The organism is Hamadaea sp. NPDC051192 (assembly GCF_040682475.1).
Taxonomy (GTDB): domain Bacteria; phylum Actinomycetota; class Actinomycetes; order Mycobacteriales; family Micromonosporaceae; genus Hamadaea; species Hamadaea flava.
In genome coordinates this window covers 47,142-62,777 of record NZ_JBFBAZ010000013.1, presented here as the reverse complement: position 1 = coordinate 62,777, position 15,636 = coordinate 47,142, and the positions used below count along the sequence as shown (strand labels likewise).

Sequence of the window (15,636 nt, the reverse complement as noted above, 5' to 3'; positions counted from 1 at the left end):
TAGGCCGTCCGGTTCCGGGCGGCCTAGCGTCGGCCCATGTCACGGCTCCTACGCGTCCTGTGCACGGCCCTGCTGGCCGCCGCAGGCACCGTCCCGCTCGCCCACAGCGCCCACGCCGACACCGCGATCTGCGAGAAGTACGGCTCCACCACCATCCAAGGCGGCAAGTACGTCGTCCAGAACAACAACTGGGGTGACGACACCACCCAGTGCATCAACGTCACCGGCACCGGGTTCGCCCTGACCCGGTCCGACCACAACAAGCCCACCAACGGGGCGCCCGGCTCCTACCCGTCGATCTACGCCGGCTGCCACTACGGCAACTGCTCGGCCGGCAGCGGGCTGCCGATGCGTACCTCCGACGGCGCGTTCGCCAACGTCACGACCAGCGTCTCCATGAGTTACGCGAGCGGCCAGTGGGACGCCGCGTACGACATCTGGTTCGATCCGACGGCCCGCACCGACGGGCAGAACACCGGCGCGGAGCTGATGGTCTGGCTCAACCACGCCGGAGCGCCGCAGCCGGTCGGCGGACGCGTCGCCACCGTCACCCTCGCCGGTGGCACCTGGGACGTCTGGTTCGGCAACATCGGCTGGAACGTCGTGTCCTATGTGCGCACCGCCGGCACCGGCTCGATCAGCTTCGCCGTCCGCGACTTCTACGCCGACATGCTCGCCCGCGGGTACGCCCAGAGCGGTTGGTATCTCACCAGCGTGCAGGCCGGCTTCGAACCCTGGCAGGGCGGCGCGGGCCTGGCCGTGACCGGCTTCAGCTACAGCACCACCGGCGGCGGTGGCGGCACCGCCAAGACGATCGTCGGCCAGGGCTCCAACCGCTGCGTCGATGTCGACGCCCAGGGCGCCGCCGACGGCACGAAGGTCCAGCTGTGGGACTGCAACGGTTCCGGCGCGCAGAAATGGGTCCGCACCGGCAACACGTTCGTCAATCCACAGTCCGGCAAGTGCCTCGACGTACGCGGCGTCGGCACTGCCAACGGCACCCAGGTCTGGCTGTGGACCTGCCTCAACAACGCCGCGCAGCAGTGGATCGTCCAGGCCAACGGGACCGTCGTGAACCCCAATTCCGGCAAGTGCCTGGACGCCGCCGGGCAGGGCACGGCCAACGGCACGCCGCTGCAGATCTGGGACTGCTACGTCGGCGGTACGCAGGCCAACCAGGTCTGGTCCGTCCGCTAGCCGCCACTAGGACGAGGGCGTCGCGGGCCGGCCCGGAACCGCTCGCGGCGCCCTCCATCCGCTACCTGTGCGGCTCGCCCTCCGTGACGCCGGACAGCACGGCCAGCTGGAACTTGGCCTCGTCCTCGGTACCCGGTGCCGCGGTCAGGACGACGATCTTGCGGTCCGCGTCACCTTCGGTGATCACGTCGCAGTCCACCGCGATCGGGCCGACGGCAGGATGCTCGACCAGCTTGTGGTCCTCGCGATGAGCGCCGACCGCGCCGGCGGCCCAGAGTTCGGCGAAGTGCGCGTTGCCCTTGATGAGTGCGTGGATCAGGTCGGTCAGCCGGCGGCTGTCCGGAAAACGGCCGGTCGCCCGGCGGAGGTCGGACACGACGGCGGCGTGCACGGTGTCCTGGGCGAACGAGGTCACCGGCCACTGCGACAGCGCCGGACCCTGCCCGTCGACGGGGAAGATGTCGCGGGCGAAGTTACGAAGCCGGGGCGGCGTCGAGGACGGGTCGCCCAGCAGGGCCGCCCAGCCGCGGTTCCACCAGATCAGCTGCCAGTCGGCGGCGAAGACCGCGGCGGCGGTGTCGTCCAGCCGGTTCAGCAGGCGGTGCAGACCCGGTGGGATGTGCTCGGAAAGCTCCGCGTACGCCGGAGCGGCGAGACCGGCCAACCGGTAGAGGTGATCCCGTTCGGCGTCCGTGAGCCGCAGCGCACGGGCGATGGCGGCGGCCACCTGCGCCGACGGAGTGGTGGATCTCCCCTGCTCAAGACGCACGACGTAGTCCACGGAGATCCCGGCGAGTTCGGCGAACTCCTCCCGGCGCAACCCCTTCGCCCGGCGTACGCGCCCAGCCGGCAGCCCCGCCTCCGCCGGCGAGACCCGGTCACGCCACGCACGCAAGGTCGCACCGAGCGTCGTGTTGTCGCTGTTCATGGGATCAAGTCTCCCTCGCGATCACCGGCCGAGGGTGGTACCGGATTTCCTACCGTCGCGCCGTCTCTGGTACGGGCCGGCCGCCCGGCGCAGGCTCGATCGCATGAGCCTCTCCCTGACCCATGACCACGTCGGCCTCAGCGTGACCGCCGACGACCTCGACGCCACCGTCACCTGGTACGCCACCAAGCTCGGCTTCACCGTCGACCGGCGGTTCGACGCGCACGGCACCACCTTCGTCTTCCTGATCAGCGGCACGGTCAAGATCGAACTCCTCGCCGGTGCGGCGACCCGGCAAGGCCCGACCGACGACGTTCTGACGAGCATGGACCCGGCTCGCCTGCACCACTTCTGCCTCGGCGTCGACGATCTCGACGCGACCGTCGCCCTGCTCCGCGACCGGCACGTCGAGCTGATCGGCGGGCCTATGGACGTGGCCGCGATCGGCCAGCGCATCGCCTTCGTCACCGACAACCTCGGCAACATCATCGAGCTGACCGAGCCCAACACCCGGTACGCGAGCCGCTGAGCGACGGCCGCCGGCGACCTGCGGCGTGTGGTGGCGCGCGCGTCGCTTTTCCGACCGGCGGCCGGACATTGGCCGACGTATCTTTCGGCCGGGCGGCTCCATGATGAGTCATGAGCAGAATCGTCACGCTCGCCGACTTCCCGGGGGTGTCGCGCGAGGACTCCGTCACCGTCGTGCAGGGCTCCGCGTCGAGTCCCGCAGCCATCGAATTCACGCTCGCGTCCGCGCCGGGCGTCACGTCGTGGAAAGGTCTGCGCCTGGTCTCCCCCGATGGCGCCGTCGTCGATTCCACGAGCACCGGCGACGCCGATCACGGTCCGACGGCCGTGCTGTCGCTCCCGTCGAACCAGGCCGGCACCGTCCGGCTGCGGCTGTTCAAGGCCAAGCTGTTCGGCATCCACACCGGCATGTACGAGCTGGAGCTGACCGGCCAGGCCGGCAACCGCCTGGACCTCGAGTGGACCCGCGACAAGCATTCCGGTGGGCGCTTCCTCGGCTTCGTTCAGGACCTCGGCACCGCGATCGCCGACATCTCCCACGTCGTCGCCCAGGCCGTCGAGGACGTCACCGGAGCGGTCGCCGAGGCCGTCGCGGACGCCGTCGAGACCGTCGGCAACCTCATCGGCGACGGACTTGACGCGCTGGCCGGCCTGCTGCGCAAGGTACCTGGCGTCGGCATCGTGCTGTACGGGATCTTCCACTGGATCGCCGGCGTCGTCTCGGCCTGCTTCGACTTCGCCGGCGCGGTCGTCAAGGCGGTCCTCAACGTGGCCGCGGACGTCGTCGCGGGCGCGTTGCGGGTCGGCCTGGGCGGGCTGGGCGGCCTCATGTCGTGGGACGGCACCGTCTTCGTCCGGGGGCTCAAGGACTTCGTCGCCGGGGTCGTCGGCGCGTTCCTGACGACGGCGCTCAAGGGGATCGCCGCCGCGCAGAGCTTGTTCGGCCTGCAATGGCGTAAGCGTGCGCTGACCACGGCCGAACGCGCGCTGCTGTTCCAGGTCTTCCGGCGGTCGCTGTCGTACTACAACGTGCGGGTGGTGCTCGGCTTCGGCGGCGTTTTCAGCATCAACGACCGCGCCGTGACCGTCGGCAACACGATCTACATGAAGCACAACAACCCCGCCACCGCGTCCGACGTCCTCGTCCACGAGTTCACCCACGTCTGGCAGTACCAGCACGCCGGCAGCCGCTACATCTCCGAAGCCGCTGGGGCGCAGGCGTTCGTGAGCAACGAGTACTCGTGGCGCGCCGAACTCGGCCGTGGCGACCAACGGTGGACGGTCTTCAACCGGGAGGCCCAGGCGTCCTTCGTCGAGGACGTCTGGACCGAGGGCCAGCAGACCGCGGCCAGCCCGCTCGGCAACGGCGGCTTCTACGTCGACCAGCCGGTGGGGGCGACCACCCTGTTCACCGACTCCAGCAGCGGCGACGACCGCACGTTCCTCGCCCGCGAGTCGGTGCACACCCTGCGCGACCCGTGGACCTGGCGGATCTCGACCCTCATCGACCGGATCTGACGCCGTCTCGCCATCGCCCTATGCCGCTGCCGCGTCGTCGGTCGACCGTGCCATTCGGTTTCCTTGCCCTGCAACCGACTTTGGCGGGTCTGCGAGTCGCGACAGCCCTTCCCTTTCATCGATGATCAGCCCTATGATGCTGATCACTTCGTTGTGATCTCTACCGGAGGTGTCCATGAAGAAGATGACGATCCGCCACAAGAGCGCCGTGCGCCTGCTGTCCGGAGCCCGTCGGCTCTGGTTCGAATGGTGCTGGTAAGGCGCAGCAGGGCGGGCGCCTCCGGGCGTCCGCCCTACAACTGCCACCGGGACCTGGGCCCGTATGCCGGGGTCGCCGCTTTCCTGGAAGACCTCGCCCGCGATCATCCTCGCCAGGCCGCCCGCCATGCCGTCGAACTGCAGGCCATCGTCCCGGCTCTGGATCCGGGTGCGCCGGCCGCCGAGGAGCAGCCGATCCGGTTCCATCCGGTCCGGCGGACCGCCGCCCTCGCCTTCGGCGCGGCGGAGTTCGCCGCCGCGTGCGCAGTGCGCCGCCCGCTGACCGTTCACTTCCTGCACGCCGACGCGGCTGACGAGACGACTGCCGAACTGCTCGGGATGTTGACGCGACGGCTCGCGTCCACGCCGATGACCGTGCAGCTGCACGACGGTGGGCCGCCCGAATCGCCGGTCGAGTCCCAGCCTGCCGAGCTGCGAGCCACCCTGGGCGACAGTCTGGCCCGCGGTTTCTACCATCACGCCGCGCGTACCGCCCGGCGCGGCCGGGCCGCTGTCACGCCCGACACCGACCTGGCCGACTGGTGGTCGTTCACGACTGGGCTGGCCACCGCGCTGGCCGCGCTCGGTCAGGCGCAGGAGGCTCTCCAGTTGTACGCCGAAGCGCAGGCCGTCACCGACGATCCGAAGATCACCATGTCGGCCGCCTACTCCACGGCCATGCTGTACGCGCGCCACCTGCCTGCGGCGCAGCAGAACCCGGCAGCCGCCCGGAAATGGCTGGAACAGGCGCTGCACCTGGCCGACGGCATCGCCGACGAACGGCAGCGCGTCGTGTCGGCCGTCTTCTACGAGCAAGGCATCGCCCTGCTGGACAGTCGCGAAGGCCGCGCAGCCGAGGCGCTGGAGCTGGTGTCCTCGGGCCTGGCCAAGCTGGCCGCTGTCCTGGGACCCGAGGAGCGCCGGCAGGATCGCGCCCGGCTGCTGCACAACCGGGCGCAGGTTCACCTGGCCCTCGGCGACCCTGCTCAGGCGCTGGCCGACCTCGACGCCGTCGTCGCTTTCGATCCTGACAACTGCGAGTACTACGCCGACCGGGCCGCCTTGCACCGTGCCGCCGGGCGTACGAGCGCCGCGTTCGACGACTACGCGACGGCGATCCGGCTCGGGCCGCACCTGCCGGAGGCGTACTACAACCGCGCGACGCTGCACGAGGAAACCGGACGCAGCGGGCCGGCGCGCGAAGACCTGCGGCGGGTTCTCGCCATCGATCCGGGTCACCTCGACGCCCGGGTGGCGCTGGCCAACCTCGACCTCGCCCGCGGCGACCTCACCGCCGCCGAGCAATGCGTACGCTCGGCTCCGCCCGAACGGGCGCACGAACCCGCGCTGCTGTGCACCCTGGGCCTGATCCGGTCGGAACGTGGCGCGCTGGACGAGGCCGACGATCTACTGACCCAGGCCCTCGACGCCGACCCCGACCTGGCCGAGGCGTGGACGAACCGGGCGGCCGTCCGCTTCGAACGCGGCGACGCCGCCGCGGCCGTGGCCGACCTCGATCGCGCGGTGGCACTGTCGGCCGCCGTCGAGCCGCGCTACAACCGCGCCACCGCGCTCATGCGGCTCGACCGCTGGGACGAGGCCGCCGCCGATCTGACCGCGGCGCTGGCCATGCCGGGACTGGACGCCCGGCTACGCCGCGACCTGCGTTCGGGGTTGAACCGCTGCCAGGCTCAAACGGCTCATCAGTAGGCCTGGGCCGGTCACTCCTCGGTGGCGTTCTCGAACTCGGTGCGGTTCAGCCGCTGCCGGAACGTGTGGTAGGTCCACGCCTGGTAGGCCGCCACCACCGGGAAGATGAGGATGAAGATGACCGTCATGAGCTTGAGCGTGTAGCTGCCTGACGCCGTGTTCGAGACGGTCAGATCCGTTCCGGCGCCGCCGGTCGAGACCATGACGCGCGGGAACAGCTCGGTGAAGATCGAGACGACGACGGCGGCCATGACGAAGGTCGTCAGGGTGAACGCCCAGCCGTCGCGGCCCTGCCCGGCGAACCAGGCCGCGGCGATCACGGCGAGGATGGCCGCGATCTCGATCGGGTTCGGCAGGACGCCCTTGTCGGCGACGATGTGCGTCCAGATGGCGTAGACGGCCACGATGGCGGCCACGAACGGGGCGACCTGGCGGGCCAGGCGCTTGGCCCGGTCGCGTACGCCGCCGGTCGTCTTCAGCGCGATGAAGGTCGCGCCGTGCAGCACACACAGCGCCAGCAGTGTGACGCCGACATAGAGGGCGTACGGCTGGAGCAGGTCGAGGAAGTCGCCCGTGTACTCCTGGTCCGCCCCGATCGGCAGGCCGTGCAGCAGGCCGCCGAGCGCCACGCCGAGCAGCAGTGGCGCGACGATGCTGCCGGCCGTCAGCAGGATGCTCCATGTCGTCCGCCAGCGGGGGCTCTGATCGCGGCCCCGGAACTCGAAGGACACCCCGCGCAGGATCAGGGCGACGAGGATCAGCGCCAGCGCCAGGTAGAACGCCGAGAACATGGTGGAGTACCAGCCGGGGAAGGCCGCGAACATGGCGGCTCCCGCGACGACCAGCCACACCTCGTTGCCGTCCCACAGCGGGCCGATCGTGTTGATGACCGTCAGCCGGTCGGGCTCGTCGCGGGACAGGTACCGGTGCAGGATGCCGACGCCGAAGTCGAATCCTTCCAGGACGAAGAACCCGGTCCACAGCACCGCGATGATGATGAACCAGACGTTGACCAGAGTCATGAGTGCCTCACTGGATCCCGACGGGGACGGGCGGCTCGTCGACCGGCTCGGCCGGCGCCGGGGGCAGTTCCCGCCGGGCGTACCGCAGCATCAGGACGAGGTCGACGATCGCGAGCACGAGGTAGAGCAGGAAGAACACGATCAGGCTGACCACGATCGAGGTGGTGCCCACCGACGGGGACACCCCGTCGGCGGTGCGCATGATGCCTTGCACGATCCACGGCTGGCGGCCGTTCTCGGTCAGCAGCCAGCCTGCGGTGTTCATGGCGAACGGCAGTAGAACCGACCAGACCGCCAGCCAGAGGAAGCGCCGGGACGTCTCCAGCTTGTTGCGGTGGATCAGCCACAAACCCCACAGACCGAGCAGGAGGACCAGCGAGGCCGCGTACGCCATCACCCGCATCGACCAGTACTGAATGAACACGTTCGGCACGTAATTACCTGGGCCGTACTGCTGCTGGTACTGGGCGTTGACCTCGTTGAGCCCGATGACCTGGCCGTTCCAGGTGTTGGTGGCCAGCAGCGACAGCAGGTGCGGGATGGCGATGATCTTGGTGGGGTTCTGGTCGTTGTTGCCACCGCCGATCTGGAACGCGGAGAACGAGCACGGCTGGCAGGTCTCCCATTGCGCCTCGGCGGCCGCGATCTTCATGGGCTGATACTTCGCCTCGACGACGCCCAGCTCACTGCCGACGAACATGGCCAGGAACATCGTCGGGACGAGGACCGCCAGGGACAGCTTCGCCGAGCGGGCGAAGACTTCCACGTGGGACTTCTTACGCAGGTGCCAGGCCGACACGGCGAGCATGACCACCGCCGCCGTCGCGAGCGCGGCGAGCAGCACATGGGCGTACCCCCAGAGGAAGACCGGGTTGGTCATCACCGCCCAGATGTCGTTGAGCTGGGGTCGGCCGGTGGTGGGGTTGGTCTGGTAGCCGACCGGGTGCTGCATCCACGAGTTCGCGGCCATGATGAAGGCGGCCGATCCCGCGGAGCCGAGGGCGACCAGCCAGATCGTCGCGAGGTGCAGGCGGCGCGGTAGCTTGCCCCAGCCGAAGATCCAGACGCCGAGGAAGGTCGCCTCCAGGAAGAACGCGGCCAGTCCCTCCATGGCGAGCGGTGCGCCGAAGACGTCGCCGACCAGCCGCGAGTACGCCGACCAGTTCATGCCGAACTGGAACTCCTGGACCAGCCCGGTGACCACGCCGACGGCGACGTTGATGATCAGCAGCGTCCCGAAGAACTTCGTCAGCCGCAGGTACGCCGCCTCACCCTTCCGGTGCCACACCGTTTGCAGGACCGCGGTCAGAAACCCGAGCCCGATCGTCACCGGCACGAATAGGAAGTGGTAGATCGACGTCATCGCGAACTGGATTCGCGCGAGATCTACGTTCGACATCGGCTCAGTATGGTGGACTTAGCGGACTTAAAGTTCGGATTGGACTAACACTCCCGAAAGGGTCCGGCAGAATGTCCCGCAATCCCGGCGACGCCCGCAACGGCGGCATGCTCCCGCCGCCCGTCAAGTACCACCCCGCCGCGGACGACGACCTGCTGACCGGATTCCGCCACCCCGACGGGCGGCCCGGCGAACTGCGCGGATTCTTCGCCACGACCATCGCCATCTCGCTCGTGGTCTGGGACCTGGCGTTCGCGCTGGGGGCGTACCACACGGTCTTCTACTACCGGCTGTTGCAGATCTTCGTGGTCTGCGTGGTCCTGCTGCTCGGCGCGCTCGTCCTGCGCAGACACCTGACCGTGCGGCGGTGGATGCTGGCCATCCTCGCGGTCCCGCTCATCTGGGTCGCCTGGCGGCTGATCGTCCCGATCGGCGGACGCTGGCACTCCGTCTACCATGTCGTCGATGTCGCGCTGATCAGCGTCGTCCTCGTGACCTTGCCGATCACGATGTGGGTAGTGGCGCGCATCGTCGCGCCGGAGTACTTCGAGCTGTCGACGCTGCGCCTGCGCCTGGCCAGCGCCGGCATCGTGGTCGTGGTCGCCATCGCGGGCGTGCTCACCGGGCAGTTCAACAACCATGTCGTCACCTGCCAGGACTTCGTCGTCGCCGGTGACGACACCCCGGCCAACTGTCTCAACAGCTCGGAAAAACCCAAGTAAGAAGGACTTTCTCCTTTCGCGCCCCCGACCCCGTCCACCCCGGCAGAATTGCCGGGTGGGCTAAGGCCCCGACACAGATCACGGGGATCTCATGGACGCGACAACCACTAACGTGGCGATCGTCGGCGGAGGATTCGCCGGAGTCGCCTGCGCCAAACGTTTAGCCGGTGAGCCCGGCATCAACGTGGAACTGTTCGATCGCGCCGGATACCACCAGTTTCAGCCTTTGCTGTACCAGGTGGCCACGGCCGAACTGACCTTCGAGGACGTCCGGTTCGACCTCGCCCGTCTCTTCCACGGCAAAGGCGCCGTGCGAGTACGCAAGGCGGAGGTCGCCGGGGTCGATCCGGACGCGATGACCATTTCGCTCGACGGCGGCGAAACGGTCTCGGCCGACTACATCGTGCTGGCCGCCGGTGCCCGCCCGAACTTCTTCCATACGCCCGGCGCCGCCGAGCACGCCTTCCCGCTCTACAGCGTCGAGGACGCCCGCCACGTACGCGGCCGGATCGTCCAGCTGTTCGACGACGTGTCCGCCAAACCTGAGCTGATCGAGGACGGCGCGCTGACGTTCGTCATCGTCGGCGGCGGGCCGACCGGCGTCGAGACGGCCGGAGCGCTGTCGGAACTCGTGCACGACGTGATGCCGCACGTGTATCCGGACGTGCCACCTGGAGCCGCTCAGGTCATCCTGGTCGATCTCGGGCACAGCCTCCTGTCGGCTTTCTCCGACGAAGCTGGATCCTATGCGGCGCGCCAATTACAGCGCCGTGGGGTGAAGCTGCGCCTAGGCGTACCAGTGAAGCAAGTCGACGCCGATCAGGTGGAGCTGGGCGACGGGACGGTCCTCAAGACGCGTCTGGTCGTGTGGGGCGGCGGCGAGCAGGCCGCCGAGATCGCCGGTGCGGCGGGGCTGGCGCAAGGCCGCGGCGGCCGGATCGACGTGGAGCCGGACCTGACGGTGTCCGGTCACCCGAAGGTCTTCGCGCTGGGCGACCTGGCCAACATCCCGTACGGCGACGAGGTTCTGCCGCAGCTCGGCAGCGTCGCGCAGCAGGCTGGCCATTGGGCCGGCGAGAACATCCTGCGGCTGACGAAGGGTGAACCCGCCCGGCCGTTCCATTACCGCGACAAGGGAATCATGGCGATGATCGGCCGCAAGGCGGCGGTCGCGGAGATGGGCGCGCACCGGCACGAGATCCAGGGCCGCGTCGCCTTCGCCGCCTGGCTCGGCGTGCACGCCGAACTCCTGGGCAACATCGGCGCCGAACTCAAGGCCTTCTTCGCCTGGGCCGAGGACTTCTACGTCCGCCCACACCATCGGACGGCCTCGCTGCTGGAGCCGTCGCGCATCGACATGCCGCGCATCGACTGGAATCAGAAGGGCTGAGCTATGGGCAACGCCGACATCTTCGTCATCTTCGGCATTACCGGTGACCTGGCCAAGGTGATGACTTTCCATTCCCTGTACCGCCTGGAGGCGCGAGGCCTGCTCGACTGCCCCATCGTCGGCGTCGCCGTCGACGACTGGACGCAGCAGGATCTGCGCGACCACGCCCGCGCGGCGATCGAAGGGCAGGACGTGGCCGGCGGCGGCGAGAAGATCGACGAGGAGGTGTTCGACCGTCTCCTCGGCCGGATGTCCTACCAGGCCGGGGACTTCTCCCAGCCGGACACCTACGCGCACATCGCCAAGTCCGTCGGCGGCGCGCGTACGCCGGTGTACTACCTGGAGACCCCGCCGTCGCTGTTCGGCATGGTGATCCAGAACCTGGCCAAGGCCGACATCATCCGCGACGGCCGGGTCGTCGTGGAGAAGCCGTTCGGCCACGACCTCGACTCCGCCAAGCAGCTCGCCGCCGAGCTGCACCAGTGGGTCCCGGAGCCGCAGCTGTACCGCATCGACCACTTCCTCGGCAAGATGGGCATGGAGGAGCTGATCTTCCTCCGGTTCGCCAACTCGCTGTTCGAACCGGTGTGGAGCCGCAACTTCGTCGAGTGCGTGCAGATCACCATGGCCGAGGACTTCGGCGTCGCCGATCGCGGCCACTTCTACGATCCCGTCGGCGCGCTGCGCGACGTGGTGGTCAACCACCTGATGCAGCTGCTGTCGGCGGGTGCGATGGACGCGCCGGCCGGACGCGACCCTGACACGCTCAAGAACGCCCAGACGGCGCTGTGGAAGGCCGTCTCCTCGGCCGATCCGGCGCACTATGTCCGCGGCCAGTGCGACGGCTACCAGTCCGTCAAGGGCGTGGCGCCCGGTTCGACCACCGAGACGTACGCCGCGCTGCGGCTCGACATCGACAACTGGCGGTGGTCCGGAGTCCCGTTCTTCCTGCGTACCGGCAAGAGCCTCGCGCTGACGCAGACCGAGTTCCGGATCGTGTTCAAGCGGCCGCCCAAGCTCGGCCTGGACCTGCCGATGGACCATTCGCCGGAGGCCGACCAGCTGGTCGTCAAGCTCGACCCGACCACCGGAGTGCGGTTCCGATTCCAGGGCCGGCGAGGCGACGCGCCCGGACCGCAGCCGGTCACCGCCGACGTCGAGTTCAGCCAGCAGGGCGGCGAGGGCCCGACGCCCTACGAAGTCCTCCTGCACGCGGCGATGGTGGGCGACAGCACCCGGTTCACCCGGCAGGACGGCGTCGAGGAGACGTGGCGGATCATGCAGCCGCTGCTCGACGCCCCACCGCCCGTCCACCCGTACGCGCAGGGAAGCATGGGTCCGGACGCGGCGGACCAACTGGTCGCCGACTTCGGCGGCTGGCACACACCGTGGGGTGCGAAATGACGACCGTCGAAGACCGTACGCAGGCTGCCAAGGCGGCGACGCGGAACAAGCCCAAGCATGATCAGAAGGTCAAGCCGACTGGAGTCCAAGCCGGTACGGAACCGCAGAGCGCCGCCGCGCCCTCGCCGTTCCCGCCGATCGAGGACTACGCCTTCCTGTCCAACTGCCACACCGGCGCGCTCATCGCACCGGACGGCTCAGTGGACTGGTTGTGCGTGCCCAGGTTCGACTCGCCGAGCATCTGCGGCAGTTTGCTCGACCGCGGCGCGGGCAACTTCCGGTTCGGCCCCTACGGCGTCCACCATCCTGTGGCGCGCCAATACGAGCCAGGCTCGCACGTGCTCACCACGACCTGGCGTACGCCGACCGGCTGGCTGCTGGTCCGCGACGCCCTGACGATCTACCCGCGGCATGAGGAGGACAAGAGCACGCCGCACACTCGGCCGCCGGTCGACGAGGATGCCGATCACCTGCTGGTACGCACAGCGGTGTGCATCAGCGGCCGGGTCGAGGTCGAGATCGTCTGCGAGCCGGTGCTCGACTACGGCCGCCAGCCGGCCACGTGGCAGCTGGCCGAGGACAACCTCAAGGTGGCCGAGGCGGACGCGACCGGTTTCCGGATGCGGCTGGGCTCCGACATGAAGCTGGGCGTGGAAGGCGACCGCGTCCGTGGCCGGCATGTGCTCGAGGAGGGCCAGGGGACCTTCTGCGCCCTGTCCTGGCGGGAGGACGGCTACACCCCGCCCGACTACGCCGAGGCGACCGCCCGGCTGGACGCCACCGGTCACTTCTGGCGCGCCTGGCTGGCCAACTCCCGCATTCCCGACCATCGGTGGCGGGAGATGCTGCAGCGCTCGGCGCTGACCGTCAAGGGCCTGACCTACATGCCGACCGGTGCGACCGTCGCCGCGCTGACGACGTCGCTGCCGGAGACGCCCGGCGGCGAGCGGAACTGGGACTACCGCTACACCTGGATCCGCGACACCACGTTCACGTTGCAGGCGCTGCACTGGCTCAACATGGACTGGGAGGCCGACGAGTTCATGCAGTTCGTCGCCGACCTCGAACCGGCCGACGACGGCTCGCTGCAGATCATGTACGGCATCGACGGCCGCCGGGAGCTGCCCGAGTCCTTCTTGGAGCACCTGACCGGGTACGCCGGCGCCGCCCCGGTACGCGTCGGCAACGCCGCGTACAACCAGAAGCAGAACGACGTGTACGGCGCGGTGCTGGACTCGATCCTGATGCACACCCGCCGCAGTCAGCGTCTACCCCGGCGGCTGTGGCCGATCGTGCAGTCGCAGGCCGAGTGCGCGAGCAAGGTCTGGCGCAATCCCGACCAGGGCATCTGGGAGGCGCGCGGCGATCCCAAGCATTACGTCTCGTCGAAGCTGATGTGCTGGGTGGCGCTCGACCGGGCCGCGCAACTGGCCGAGGTACGCGGCGACCCGAAGCTGGCCACGCAGTGGCACGAGACGGCCGAGGAGATCCGCGCGGACATCCTCGCACATGGGGTGACGAGTAAGGGCGTGCTACGCCAGCACTACGACACCGACGCGCTGGACGCGTCGACGCTGCTGGCGGCGATGTTCAACTTCCTGCCGCCGAGCGACGAGCGCCTGCACGCCACGGTCGAGGCGATCGCCGAGGATCTGACCGAGGCCGGGTTCGTCCTGCGGTACCGGACGGACGAGACCGACGACGGCATGTCGGGCAAGGAGGGCACGTTCCTCATCTGCTCGTTCTGGCTCGTGTCGGGGCTGGCCACCATCGGCGAGACGCAGCGTGCTCGCGATCTCATGGAGAAGCTGCTCCGCATCGCCTCACCGCTGGGACTGTACGCCGAGGAGTTCGACACCGAGACCGGACGGCACCTCGGCAACTTCCCGCAAGCCTTCTCCCACCTGGCCCTCATCGAGGCGGCCGGGCGCATCATCCTCTCCGAAATGGTCCAGGAGATCTCATGAACATCTATGACGTCATCATCGTGGGCAGCGGCGCCGGCGGCGGAACGCTCGCCGCGAAACTCGCCCCGTCCGGTAAGAAGATCCTGTTGCTCGAACGCGGCTCCTGGCTGCCTCGCGAACCCGATAACTGGGACGACGCCGCGGTGTTCATGGACAACCGCTACATCTCGCCCGACACCTGGTACGACCACAAGGGCAAGGCGTTCCAGCCGCAGGTGCACTACTACGTCGGCGGTGCGACCAAGCTCTACGGCGCGGCCCTGTATCGCTTGCGGGAGAAGGACTTCGGCGTCGTGCAGCACCACGACGGGATCTCGCCGGCGTGGCCGATCAGCTACGCCGACATGGAGCCGTACTACACCGCCGCCGAGCAGATGTACCAGGTGCACGGCAGCCGGGGCGAGGATCCGACCGAACCGCCGGCCAGCGCTCCGTACGCCTTCCCGCCCGTCGCGCACGAGCCGCGGATCCAGCAGCTGGCCGACGACCTGGCCGCCGCCGGGCTGCATCCGTTCCACGCGCCCTGCGGCGTCCGGCTGACCGAGTCGAACCGGCCGTACAGCGTCTGCGTCAAGTGCGACAGCTGCGACGGGTTCCCTTGTCCGCTGCACGCCAAGTCGGACGCCGAGGTGTTCGGCGTACGCCCGGCGCTGACGCAGCCGAACGTGGAGATGCTGACCAACGCCGAGGCCGTACGCCTGGAGACGGACCCGAGCGGCAAGACGGTGACGACCGTGATCGTGGAGCACGAGGGTCAGGAAGAGCGCTACCAGGGCCACATCGTCGTCGTCGCGTGCGGCGCGGCCAACACGGCGAAGCTGCTGTTGCGCTCGGCCACCGACAAGCATCCCAATGGCCTGGCCAACGGGTCGGACCAAGTCGGCCGCAACTACATGTATCACGACAGCCAGGCGGTGCTGGCGCTGTCGCGGGAGCCCAACCCGACCGTCTTCCAGAAGACGCTGGGGGTCAACGACTTCTACTTCTCAGGTCCCGGCTTCGACTTCCCGATGGGCAACATCCAGATGATCGGCAAGTCGCGGCCGGCCATGTATCGGGGCGAGAAGCCGTTGGAGACCAAGTTCGCGCCGAAGTTCAGCCTCAACGACATCGCCAACCACGCCGTGGACTTCTGGCTGTCGACCGAGGACCTGCCGACGCCGGACAACCGGGTGACGCTCACCTCCGACGGGCAGGTGAAGCTGACGTACAAGCCGTCGAACAGCACCGCCGCCGACCGGCTCTTCCACCAGCTCAAGTCGATGCTCAAGCACCTCGGCATGCATGAGGACCACCTCGCGCACCGGTTCGCGTACATGAAGACCGACATCCCGATCGCCGGGGTGGCGCACCAGGCGGGCACCTGCCGGTTCGGCAACGACCCGGAGACCTCGGTGCTCGACGCCGACTGCAAGGCGCACGAGCTGGACAACCTGTACGTCGTGGACACCAGCTTCTTCCCGAGCATCGGTGCGGTGAACCCGGCGCTGACGGCGATGGCCAACGCGCTGCGGGTCGGAGACCACCTGCTGGCCCGCATGGGCGTGTCGGCGGCGACGGCCACCGCCGCGTAGCCGAGTAGACGAACCGCCG

12 protein-coding genes are annotated in these 15,636 nt (G+C 68.8%); 9 read left to right on the top strand and 3 right to left on the bottom strand.

Annotated elements, in window-relative coordinates; genetic code table 11:
* Positions 1-36 precede the first annotated feature (36 nt).
* Positions 37-1,197: an RICIN domain-containing protein gene (locus tag AB0M47_RS08360; protein ID WP_363410442.1), complete on the top strand. Its 1,161-nt coding sequence runs from the start codon at positions 37-39 to the stop codon at positions 1,195-1,197.
* A 61-nt stretch (positions 1,198-1,258) separates the two neighbouring features.
* Here the strand turns inward: AB0M47_RS08360 and AB0M47_RS08355 are convergent, their stop codons facing one another.
* Positions 1,259-2,125, bottom strand: coding sequence for a helix-turn-helix domain-containing protein (locus AB0M47_RS08355; RefSeq protein ID WP_363410439.1), 867 nt, complete (start codon positions 2,123-2,125; stop codon positions 1,259-1,261).
* A gap of 103 nt (positions 2,126-2,228) precedes the next feature.
* Here AB0M47_RS08355 and AB0M47_RS08350 point away from each other — a divergent pair, with 103 nt between their 5' ends.
* From AB0M47_RS08350 to AB0M47_RS08340, 3 genes are all read left to right on the top strand, one after another.
* Positions 2,229-2,654: a VOC family protein gene (locus tag AB0M47_RS08350; RefSeq protein WP_363410436.1), complete on the top strand. Its 426-nt coding sequence runs from the start codon at positions 2,229-2,231 to the stop codon at positions 2,652-2,654.
* A 110-nt stretch (positions 2,655-2,764) separates the two neighbouring features.
* Positions 2,765-4,171 carry a DUF4157 domain-containing protein gene (locus tag AB0M47_RS08345; RefSeq protein ID WP_363410433.1) on the top strand — a complete coding sequence of 469 codons (1,407 nt, stop codon included), beginning with the start codon at positions 2,765-2,767 and terminating at the stop codon, positions 4,169-4,171.
* 246 nt (positions 4,172-4,417) lie between these two features.
* Positions 4,418-6,139, top strand: coding sequence for a tetratricopeptide repeat protein (locus AB0M47_RS08340; RefSeq protein WP_363410430.1), 1,722 nt, complete (start codon positions 4,418-4,420; stop codon positions 6,137-6,139).
* An 11-nt stretch (positions 6,140-6,150) separates the two neighbouring features.
* On the opposite strand, the gene cydB is transcribed toward AB0M47_RS08340, so the two are convergent.
* Both cydB and AB0M47_RS08330 read right to left on the bottom strand, forming a co-directional pair.
* On the bottom strand, positions 6,151-7,161 hold the full coding sequence (cydB, locus tag AB0M47_RS08335; protein WP_363410427.1) for a cytochrome d ubiquinol oxidase subunit II: 1,011 nt from the start codon (positions 7,159-7,161) through the stop codon (positions 6,151-6,153).
* A 7-nt stretch (positions 7,162-7,168) separates the two neighbouring features.
* Positions 7,169-8,560, bottom strand: coding sequence for a cytochrome ubiquinol oxidase subunit I (locus tag AB0M47_RS08330; protein WP_363410424.1), 1,392 nt, complete (start codon positions 8,558-8,560; stop codon positions 7,169-7,171).
* Between the two features lie 71 nt (positions 8,561-8,631).
* On the opposite strand from AB0M47_RS08330, the gene AB0M47_RS08325 reads away from it, so the two are divergent.
* The 5 genes from AB0M47_RS08325 to AB0M47_RS08305 all read left to right on the top strand — a co-directional run bounded on the left by AB0M47_RS08325 (position 8,632) and on the right by AB0M47_RS08305 (position 15,617).
* Positions 8,632-9,282, top strand: a complete 651-nt coding sequence (locus tag AB0M47_RS08325) for a hypothetical protein (protein ID WP_363410421.1) — start codon at positions 8,632-8,634, stop codon at positions 9,280-9,282.
* Positions 9,283-9,373: 91 nt separating this feature from the next.
* The gene (locus AB0M47_RS08320; RefSeq protein WP_363410418.1) at positions 9,374-10,672 is read left to right on the top strand and encodes an NAD(P)/FAD-dependent oxidoreductase; all 1,299 of its coding nucleotides are present in this window, start codon (positions 9,374-9,376) and stop codon (positions 10,670-10,672) included.
* A gap of 3 nt (positions 10,673-10,675) precedes the next feature.
* A complete protein-coding gene (gene zwf, locus AB0M47_RS08315; RefSeq protein ID WP_363410415.1) occupies positions 10,676-12,076 on the top strand; it encodes a glucose-6-phosphate dehydrogenase in 1,401 nt (466 codons plus the stop codon).
* Complete coding sequence (locus AB0M47_RS08310) at positions 12,073-14,043, top strand: glycoside hydrolase family 15 protein (RefSeq protein WP_363410412.1); 1,971 nt, start codon at positions 12,073-12,075, stop codon at positions 14,041-14,043. The genes zwf and AB0M47_RS08310 overlap by 4 nt, the downstream gene beginning before the upstream one ends.
* The gene (locus AB0M47_RS08305) at positions 14,040-15,617 is read left to right on the top strand and encodes a GMC family oxidoreductase (RefSeq protein WP_363410409.1); all 1,578 of its coding nucleotides are present in this window, start codon (positions 14,040-14,042) and stop codon (positions 15,615-15,617) included. The genes AB0M47_RS08310 and AB0M47_RS08305 overlap by 4 nt, the downstream gene beginning before the upstream one ends.
* Positions 15,618-15,636 lie beyond the last annotated feature (19 nt).

Coding starts and splice junctions, on each gene's coding strand:
- AB0M47_RS08355 (WP_363410439.1), bottom strand. CDS start 2,125: ATGAACAGCGACAACACGACGCTCGGTGCGACCTTGCGTGCGTGGCGT.
- cydB (WP_363410427.1), bottom strand. CDS start 7,161: ATGACTCTGGTCAACGTCTGGTTCATCATCATCGCGGTGCTGTGGACC.
- AB0M47_RS08340 (WP_363410430.1), top strand. CDS start 4,418: ATGGTGCTGGTAAGGCGCAGCAGGGCGGGCGCCTCCGGGCGTCCGCCC.
- AB0M47_RS08325 (WP_363410421.1), top strand. CDS start 8,632: ATGTCCCGCAATCCCGGCGACGCCCGCAACGGCGGCATGCTCCCGCCG.
- AB0M47_RS08305 (WP_363410409.1), top strand. CDS start 14,040: ATGAACATCTATGACGTCATCATCGTGGGCAGCGGCGCCGGCGGCGGA.
- AB0M47_RS08310 (WP_363410412.1), top strand. CDS start 12,073: ATGACGACCGTCGAAGACCGTACGCAGGCTGCCAAGGCGGCGACGCGG.
- AB0M47_RS08320 (WP_363410418.1), top strand. CDS start 9,374: ATGGACGCGACAACCACTAACGTGGCGATCGTCGGCGGAGGATTCGCC.
- AB0M47_RS08330 (WP_363410424.1), bottom strand. CDS start 8,560: ATGTCGAACGTAGATCTCGCGCGAATCCAGTTCGCGATGACGTCGATC.
- AB0M47_RS08360 (WP_363410442.1), top strand. CDS start 37: ATGTCACGGCTCCTACGCGTCCTGTGCACGGCCCTGCTGGCCGCCGCA.
- AB0M47_RS08345 (WP_363410433.1), top strand. CDS start 2,765: ATGAGCAGAATCGTCACGCTCGCCGACTTCCCGGGGGTGTCGCGCGAG.
- AB0M47_RS08350 (WP_363410436.1), top strand. CDS start 2,229: ATGAGCCTCTCCCTGACCCATGACCACGTCGGCCTCAGCGTGACCGCC.
- zwf (WP_363410415.1), top strand. CDS start 10,676: ATGGGCAACGCCGACATCTTCGTCATCTTCGGCATTACCGGTGACCTG.